Origin of the sequence: Agarivorans sp. JK6 (genome assembly GCF_045277145.1) — a bacterium.
GTDB lineage: Bacteria > Pseudomonadota > Gammaproteobacteria > Enterobacterales > Celerinatantimonadaceae > Agarivorans > Agarivorans albus.
This window is the reverse complement of record NZ_CP113525.1, coordinates 18,884-27,500: the sequence shown is the minus strand read 5'-3', so window position 1 is coordinate 27,500 and position 8,617 is coordinate 18,884. Positions and strand designations below refer to the sequence as shown.

The following is an 8,617-nucleotide window of genomic DNA, read 5'->3' as shown; positions in this document are numbered from 1 at the left end:
TAATGAGAGAGCTATCGAAGTGACCAAGGCTGGCGTCATAAGTAGAAAAGCCACCAATAGCAATGGTTGAGAAAGCGTGACAAATAGCATCAAACATCGACATGCCTGCCAACCAAAATGCCACCGTACAACTAATAGTGAGAAACAAATAGATGTACCAAAGCACCTTGGCGGTTTCGGCAATTCTGGGGGTCATCTTTTTGTCTTTAACTGGACCGGGGATCTCTGCTCGATATAACTGCATGCCCCCAACCCCAAGAATAGGCAATACCGCAACCGCTAATACAATGATGCCCATTCCACCCAGCCATTGCAGCATTTGCCGGTAAAACAAAATACCTTTAGGCAGGTTTTCGATACCAACAATCACCGTGGCACCGGTTGTGGTTAAGCCAGAAAATGATTCAAAGAAGGAGTCGGTAACCGACATGTTGGGGTTTTCGGTAAGAATAAAAGGCAGCGCACCTACGCTGCCCAGCACTGTCCAGAATAGAACAACAATGAGAAAGCCTTCTTTGGCTTTAAGCTCAGTTTTTTGATGGCGTTGTGGGAACCACAATAGAAAACCAGCGCTAACACACAGTGCAAAGGCGGCCATAAAGGCCTTACCAGCACCATCTTTATATACCGCAGCGACAATAGCCGGAACGATCATAGCGAGACTAAATAGCATTACTAGAAGTCCAACGATCCTAATAATCGCTCTGATCTGCATCCGTGTCGTATCTCTTTCTAAATAAAGTTAATGCTGCATATCTTGAAGTAAAGCGTTGCACAAGACAACTTAAGACAGCAGCTTCCCTACCTTAATCTGCCCACTTGAGAGGTTAATCAGCTGTTGTTTGAAAGCTGCATATTCACTAAGCGGTAAACTAACCTGCATCTGCGCTAGGCTAGAAAACTGAGTATCAAGCTTAACAACATGAGGGCGCTCGAGCATACTCTCTACTTGGGCTGTATAGGCATAGTCAAATTCTAAGCTGCACTCTCCACAAGCGACCACTCGCTCAGATTCAACTAACTTTAATGCCTGCTGAACGCCACCACCATAAGCTTTAACCAAGCCACCAGTACCAAGTTTAATGCCACCTGAATAACGAACAACCACCGCCAGAATTTGACCTAAGCCACTTCCCTGCAATTGGGCTAACATAGGTTTACCCGCTGTCCCCGAGGGTTCGCCATCATCACTAAAACCCAAACACTGGCTATCGTTAGGGTGACCAGCCACAAAAGCCCAACAATGATGACGCGCTTGTGGATGTAACTGTTTTATTTCTTCTAACTGTTGCTGTGCTTGTTGGCGATTAGCAACTGGAATAATCAAGCTAATAAAACGGCTACGTTTGATTAACTCTTCGCAGCTCACCGTTTGCTGCGGTTTAAAATAATCATTTACTGCTATTGCCAATTTTGCTCTCGCGTTAGGTTGTTACAAGCCAGCGCGGTAACCACCACATTGTCTTCTATACGAATACCGCCAAAGCGACGCATTTCATCAACCCTTGCCCAATTAATCAAGCGAGTATGCTCCGATTCGGCCAATTCGGTTAACAAGCTTTCGATAAAATATAAACCAGGCTCTATGGTAAGCACTTGGCGAGGTTCAATCATGCGAGTACAACGCAAAAACGGATCACTGGCCGGTGCAGCTTGTACATCGCCGTCTTCATCTTGCATAAAACCACCAACGTCATGCACTTGCAACCCTAAGTGATGACCCAAACCATGTGGGAAAAAACAACGTGTAATGCCTTTTTCCACGGCGGCAGCGGCACTACAGTATACAAACTCAAAATCCACCAGCAGCTTGGCCAACTGTCGATGCGCTTTAAAATGCAGGTCGGTATAGCGATACCCGGGTTTTAAATCAGCAATCAAAGCCAGCTGCAGTTTGTCCATTTCGGCCACCAGCTCAGCAAACAGTCCTTTTCGGTAAGCATAGGTACGGGTGATGTCTGCCGCGTATCCCCGATACTCAGCCCCAGCATCAATCAACATTGAATAATGCTGTTTCTCGGCAAGCTTACTAGCACTTAAAGCGGTGTAATGAAGAATTGCCGCGTTTTGATTCATGCCAATTATGTTTGAATAAGGAAGTGAGTATTCACTTTTCCCCAAGCTAGCTAAATAGGCTAAGTTAATTTCAAACTCTGATGCACCAGCAAAAAACAATTCTTTAGCGCTAAGGTGGGCTTTAACCGCACGACGGTTCGCCTCATGAATGCATTCAAGCTCGTAGTCGGTTTTGTATGCGCGGTAATAATGCAGGTAGTTAAGTACCGATTCTGGGTTTCGCTCCCCAATATCCAAAGCCTCAGCTAATTCTGGATGCTCGCCGATGTAGGCACATCGTTGTCGTTTAACTGGCAGGAAGGGCTCAATATCTTGCGGATTAGCCATCCGCTTAATCTCAAAGCTATCTACCCAAAAGCCCTCTGGGTCACCTGCCGTTTTATGCCAATAGTCACTTGGCTGATGATAAATCAATATCGGCTTGCTTGAGCCATCAACCACCAGCCAACAATGAGGATGCTCTGTAAGCGGCAGCCAATGTTTGAAATGTGGGTTAGTTTTAAAAGGATAATGCTGATCATCCAAAAAGGTTCGTAGAGGGTAACCGGAGTGAATGATTAATGCGTCGAGCTCCTCGCGCTCTAATACATCTGCAACCCGCTGCTGCAATTGTTCAATATGCTGAGAAAACAGTTGATGAATAGTTGGCATAGCACCCTCTCTACGACTATTAATTAGCTATTTAGTTATAGCGCATTTAATAAACATATAGTTGGATCTAGAGCAGTTAATTGATGATTTATTAAGGATATAAGCCAGCCACTCATAAGCGGTTTTGTGCGGCGAGCTACAAAATATCAAACAAGTGTTTTAAATGGGCGTTATATTTGTTTTAATGTTTGAGTAACAAATTGATTACAAGTTTATCTCTAACCCCTACACAAAACTGGTGCAATGCACACCAGCTACAAGGAGAGCAGAATGATATATCAAGGCGAGAACCTTAGTGTTCGTTATATTGCCGACGGTATCGCTGAACTAACATTCGATGCCAAGCAAGGAAGTGTAAATAAGCTAGATAAAAGCACTTTAGTATCGCTAGATGAAGCTATTAGCGCGTTGCAACAGCAAACAGAACTAAAAGGCTTATTGCTTAGTTCGGCAAAAGACGCCTTCATTGTTGGTGCTGATATCACCGAGTTTTTGGGTTTGTTTGCACTGCCAGAAGAAGAGCTAGGCGCTTGGCTAACCAAAGCCAATGACATTTTTAACGCCCTAGAAGATCTGCCTGTACCTACCGTTTCCGCGATTAATGGCTACGCACTAGGTGGCGGCTGCGAATTTATCCTTTCTACAGATTTACGTATTGCCGAGCCTAGCGCACGTATAGGCTTACCCGAAACCCAACTAGGCATTATGCCTGGCTTTGGTGGCACAGTGAGGTTACCCCGAGTAATTGGCGCCGATAACGCCATGGAATGGATTACTACCGGTAAAAACTACAAAGCAGCAGAAGCCCAAAAATTTGGCATGGTAGACGCTGTTGTCCCCGCAGAACGATTACATGATGCGGCCTTAGCCATGCTGCAAGATGCCATCAACGAAAAAATTGATTGGCAGAATCGTCGCCAAGCTAAGCTATCGCCCCTCGCATTAAACAAAATCGAAGCGATGATGAGCTTTAACTGCGCTAAAGGCATGGTTATCGCAAAAGCGGGCCCACACTACCCTGCTCCTATCACTGCGGTTAAAACCATGGAAAAGGCAGCAGCTTGCGGACGTGAAGAAGCTTTAGCCTTAGAAGGCAAATACTTTATTGGTTTGGCAAAATCAGATGTTGCTCAAGCCCTGGTTGGTATCTTCCTAAACGATCAACAACTAAAAGGCTTAGCTAAAAAGGCTGCTAAAAATGCCCAAGCCATTAATCAAGCCGCAGTATTGGGCGCAGGCATTATGGGTGGCGGTATCGCTTATCAAAGCGCTAGCCGCGGCGTACCCGCGGTAATGAAAGACATTAACCAAGCAGCACTAGAGCTTGGCATGAATGAAGCAACCAAGTTACTCAACAAACAGTTAGAGCGTGGTCGCATAGATGGTTTGAAAATGGGCAAAATCCTTTCAGCCATTAACCCGAGCTTAAATTATGAGTCTATCGCCAATAGCGACATCGTGGTTGAAGCCGTGGTTGAAAATCCAAAAATTAAAGCAGCAGTACTACAAGAGGTAGAACAGAAAGTCTCTGCCGATACCATTGTTGCCTCAAATACGTCCACCATTCCTATTTCGCTATTGGCTAAAAATTTAGCTCGCCCAGAAAAATTCTGTGGCATGCACTTCTTCAACCCAGTGCATCGTATGCCATTGGTTGAAGTTATTCGCGGTGAAAAGACCTCTCAAGAAACCATCGATAGCGTAGTAGCTTACGCTGCCAAAATGGGCAAAACCCCCGTGGTAGTTAATGACTGCCCAGGCTTTTTTGTAAACCGTGTATTGTTCCCTTACTTCTTTGGTTTTACTCGCCTACTTCAAGATGGTGCTGATTTTGTAATAGTAGACAAAATCATGGAGAAGCAATTCGGTTGGCCGATGGGCCCAGCTTACCTGCTTGATGTGGTAGGTATTGATACCGGCCACCATGCTGGCGCAGTGATGGCTAACGGCTTCCCTGAGCGCATGAGCAAAACCGGCGAAGATGCGATTGATGTTATGTACCAAGCTGAACGCTTTGGTCAGAAAAATGGCTTAGGATTTTACGCCTATACTAAAGACCGCCGAGGTAAACCGAAGAAAGATGCCGATCCGGCCAGCTATGATTTGCTCACCAAAATTTGTAAAGAACGTTACGACTACAGCAGTGAGCAGATTATTGCCCGCATGATGATTCCAATGATTAACGAAGTGGTGCGCTGTTTAGAAGAAGGCATTATTCAAAGCCCTGCCGAAGCCGATATGGCACTGGTTTATGGCTTAGGCTTCCCTCCATTCCGCGGTGGTGTATTCCGCTACCTAGATACCATGGGCTTAGATAACTACGTAGCTCTTGCAGATCAATACGCTGAACTTGGTCCACTTTACCAAGTTACCGACGGCCTCCGCGCTAAAGCAGCGGCGGGCGAAACTTACTACGGCAAGCAAGGTTAATGGAGGAATATAAAATGAAAGAAGTAGTGATTGTAGATTGTATTCGTACTCCTATGGGCCGCTCTAAAAACGGGTGTTTTAGAAATGTACGTGCCGAAGACTTGTCTGCTCAGCTAATGAAAGGCTTGGTAGAGCGTAACCCTAAGCTCGATCCCAATGACATTGAAGATGTTTACTGGGGTTGTGTGCAACAAACCTTAGAGCAAGGCTTTAACGTTGCGCGTAATGCCGCATTGTTAGCCGGTTTGCCGCATTCAACCGGAGCTGTCACCGTAAACCGTTTATGTGGTTCGTCGATGCAAGCCTTGCACGACGCTGCACGCGCCATTATGGCCGACCAAGGTGATGTATTCATCGTAGGTGGTGTTGAACACATGGGCCACGTGCCAATGAATCACGGGGTAGATTTTCACCCTGGCATGGCTAAATCAGTAGCAAAAGCAGCGGGTATGATGGGCTTAACCGCCGAGTTGCTATCGCAAATGCACGGGATTAGCCGTGAAGCGATGGATGAATTTGGCGCTCGCTCACACCGCTTGGCTCACCAAGCGACACTAGAAGGTCGCTTCGCCAGCGAAATATTCCCAGTTGAAGGCCACGATGCCGACGGTACCTTGAAGTTAATTGAAACAGACGAAGTGATTCGCCCAGAAACCACAGCAGAAGGTTTGTCTCAACTACGTCCGGTATTTGACCCAGCTAACGGTAAAGTAACCGCGGGGACCTCTTCAGCATTGTCAGACGGCGCATCGGCCATGTTAGTGATGTCGGCAGAAAAAGCCGCTGAGCTTGGATTAACGGTTCGCGCCAAAGTACGCTCTATGGCCATTGCGGGCTGCGATCCGTCGATTATGGGTTACGGGCCAGTGCCAGCGACCCAAAAAGCACTTAAACGTGCCGGTCTAAAGGTTGAAGATATCGATTTATTCGAACTTAACGAAGCTTTTGCTGCACAGTCTCTACCTTGCGTTAAAGACTTAGGCTTGATGGACCAAGTAGACGATAAGGTAAACCTAAACGGTGGCGCCATTGCTTTAGGTCATCCTTTGGGCTGTTCTGGCACGCGAATCTCTACAACGCTAATTAACCTTATGGAAGCCAAAGACGCCAAACTGGGTGTTGCTACTATGTGTATTGGTTTAGGCCAAGGCATCGCGACAGTGTTTGAACGACCATAAAGTCTAAAAAATAGCTGTGAATGGGAGCATTAAGCTCCCATTTTTTTTGCTTAAGCAGAGCAAGCGTTTTTCCCAAGCCCGTTGTTTGTTATTCTTAGGCCATAAACTCTTCGAAAAACAGAATTGAGGCTCATGGTTATAGCTAAACAGTTATTGGTAGTGGATGATGACTTAGAAATTCGCAGCTTACTTGAACAATATTTAAGTAAGTCAGGTTTTGACGTGATTAGCGCCAACGACGGTGAAGAGATGGCAAAGTTGCTAGAGAGCAACGACCCTGAGTTAATCATTCTTGATATCATGTTACCCGGCGACGATGGCTTTACCCTTTGCCAAAAAATTCGTCGTACCTCAAATGTGCCAATTATTATGCTTACTGCCAACTCAGACGAAATGGACCGGATTGTAGGTTTAGAGTTAGGCGCAGATGATTACATTGGTAAACCCTTTAACCCTCGCGAATTATTAGCACGTGTAAAAGCCTTGTTGCGCCGTTCTCAGGTAACCGCTAATGCGCAACAAAATACCCGCTATATTCGCTTTGGCCAATGGCGTTTAGATAGCCAGACTCAGCAACTTGAGCATGAAGACGGGGATAAACTCGAACTATCAAGTAGTGACTACCGCCTGTTACAACTGTTTTTACAGCATCCCAACGAAACCCTCGATCGCGATACCATTAGCGATGCAACCCGCGGCCGCGAAAGCTTGCCAATGGAGCGTGGTATAGATGTACAAATTTCTCGTTTGCGCCAGCGCCTCAAAGACGATGGCAGCAATACCCGATTAATTAGAACTATTCGCGGTGTTGGTTACATGATGGTGACGCAAGTGAGCCATGAAGTTTAAGGCCTTTTTAAACCGAATAAAGCCCAACTCATTATTAGCGAGAATGCTACTGCTATTGCTATTAGCAATTGGCCTAGCGCAGGGTGCCAGTAGCTTTATCTGGTTTTACCAATTACGCCAATCCGAGTCTGATGGCTTGCGTTCAACCTCGCAAAACTTAGCCTTGAGTTTGGCTTCTACGGTGACCTTTTTTGAGTCTTTACCTTCTGAATATCGCCACATTGTGCTTAATCAGTTGCGCAAAATGGGCGGCACCCGCTTCTTTGTCTCACTCAATCAAGAATACATTCACATTGACTCCATCCCCGATAGTCACCGTAAAAACATTGTGATTCAAACCGTGGGCGAAGTACTGCATCGCGAGCTCAATCGCAGCCCAATGATTGATGTAGACTTTTCCATGCCCGACAAGCTGCATGTACTCAAAAACGATATATTACTTAAAGACTTACCTTCTTCTTGGGCATCACATACTCTGCAAGTTCAACCGCTTAATCCACCTATTTTAGTGACTCAAATCGAGCTAGAAAGTGGCGAGTGGATTTACTTAGCCGCATTATTGCCCGCGCCCTATATGACCTTGCAAGACAACCTGTTACCGCAAGATCGCATCATGTTCATCGCCTTGATGACTTTTTTCTTGCTACTGTTCACCTTTATCTTAGTTCGCCGTCAAACTCGCCCACTGCGCCGTTTGGCCAAAGCGGCTTCACGTTTAACCATCGATTTATTTCAACCGCCGTTAGTGGAAGAAGGCAGCGATGAAATTCGCAAAGCTACCCGCGCCTTTAATACCATGCAGGGTAAACTGAAGCGTTATATTGAAGATCGAGAATTATTATTTCGCTCTATTTCTCACGACTTAAAAACGCCGATAACCCGACTACGCTTGCGTGCAGAATTACTTGACGATGAGAAAATAATTGATGCCTTTAACCGTGATTTAGACGAGTTAGAGATCATGGCAAAAGGTGCTCTGCAAACAGTTAAAGATACCGACATTCATGAAAACTTAAGTGATATCAATATAATGACTCACTTAAAACACTGCATTGAACCGTTCTTAGGCAAGGTAGTGGTATTTGGTGAAACCGACAATCCTTATCGCGGGAAACCGCTAGCGATAAAGCGCTGCATCAGCAACCTTGTAGAAAATGGCATTAAGTACGGCAACGATATTGAGATTTATTTGCTTGATGATGATGCCGAGCTTTGTTTGCTATTTGTTGACCATGGCCCTGGTATTCCGGAAGAGCGAATTAAAGAAGTATTTAACCCCTACGTACGATTAAGCAAAGACGATTCAGGCTCTGGTTTAGGCTTAGGTATTGCCCGTAATATTGCCCATGCTCATGGTGGTGACATCACCCTACAAAACCTCCCTCAAGGGGGTTTAGAAGTAAAACTCCAACTGCCTCACATTAAATAAGCCT

At 45.6% G+C, this 8,617-nt stretch carries 7 protein-coding genes (1 of these 7 only partly in view); 4 read left to right on the top strand and 3 right to left on the bottom strand.

The features are described from left to right. The 3 genes from OV592_RS00110 to pepQ all read right to left on the bottom strand — a co-directional run. On the bottom strand, positions 1-715 hold the start of the coding sequence (locus OV592_RS00110) for a TrkH family potassium uptake protein (RefSeq protein WP_051147556.1). 743 nt of this gene lie to the left of the window's left edge; only the first 715 of its 1,458 coding nucleotides appear in the window; its start codon is at positions 713-715; its stop codon lies off the left edge, out of view. A gap of 69 nt (positions 716-784) precedes the next feature. Further along, on the bottom strand, positions 785-1,411 hold the full coding sequence (locus OV592_RS00105) for a YigZ family protein (protein WP_406609986.1): 627 nt from the start codon (positions 1,409-1,411) through the stop codon (positions 785-787). After that, a complete protein-coding gene (pepQ, locus tag OV592_RS00100) occupies positions 1,402-2,727 on the bottom strand; it encodes a Xaa-Pro dipeptidase (protein WP_406609984.1) in 1,326 nt (441 codons plus the stop codon). Before pepQ ends, OV592_RS00105 begins: the two co-directional genes overlap by 10 nt. Positions 2,728-2,997: 270 nt before the next feature. On the opposite strand from pepQ, the gene fadB reads away from it, so the two are divergent. The 4 genes from fadB to OV592_RS00080 all read left to right on the top strand — a co-directional run bounded on the left by fadB (position 2,998) and on the right by OV592_RS00080 (position 8,613). After that, on the top strand, positions 2,998-5,157 hold the full coding sequence (fadB, locus tag OV592_RS00095) for a fatty acid oxidation complex subunit alpha FadB (protein ID WP_406609983.1): 2,160 nt from the start codon (positions 2,998-3,000) through the stop codon (positions 5,155-5,157). A 14-nt stretch (positions 5,158-5,171) separates the two neighbouring features. Further along, positions 5,172-6,335: an acetyl-CoA C-acyltransferase FadA gene (gene fadA, locus OV592_RS00090; RefSeq protein WP_016400298.1), complete on the top strand. Its 1,164-nt coding sequence runs from the start codon at positions 5,172-5,174 to the stop codon at positions 6,333-6,335. Positions 6,336-6,467: 132 nt separating this feature from the next. Next, positions 6,468-7,184: a response regulator gene (locus OV592_RS00085; protein ID WP_016400297.1), complete on the top strand. Its 717-nt coding sequence runs from the start codon at positions 6,468-6,470 to the stop codon at positions 7,182-7,184. Further along, positions 7,174-8,613, top strand: coding sequence for an ATP-binding protein (locus tag OV592_RS00080; protein WP_016400296.1), 1,440 nt, complete (start codon positions 7,174-7,176; stop codon positions 8,611-8,613). The genes OV592_RS00085 and OV592_RS00080 overlap by 11 nt, the downstream gene beginning before the upstream one ends. Positions 8,614-8,617 lie beyond the last annotated feature (4 nt).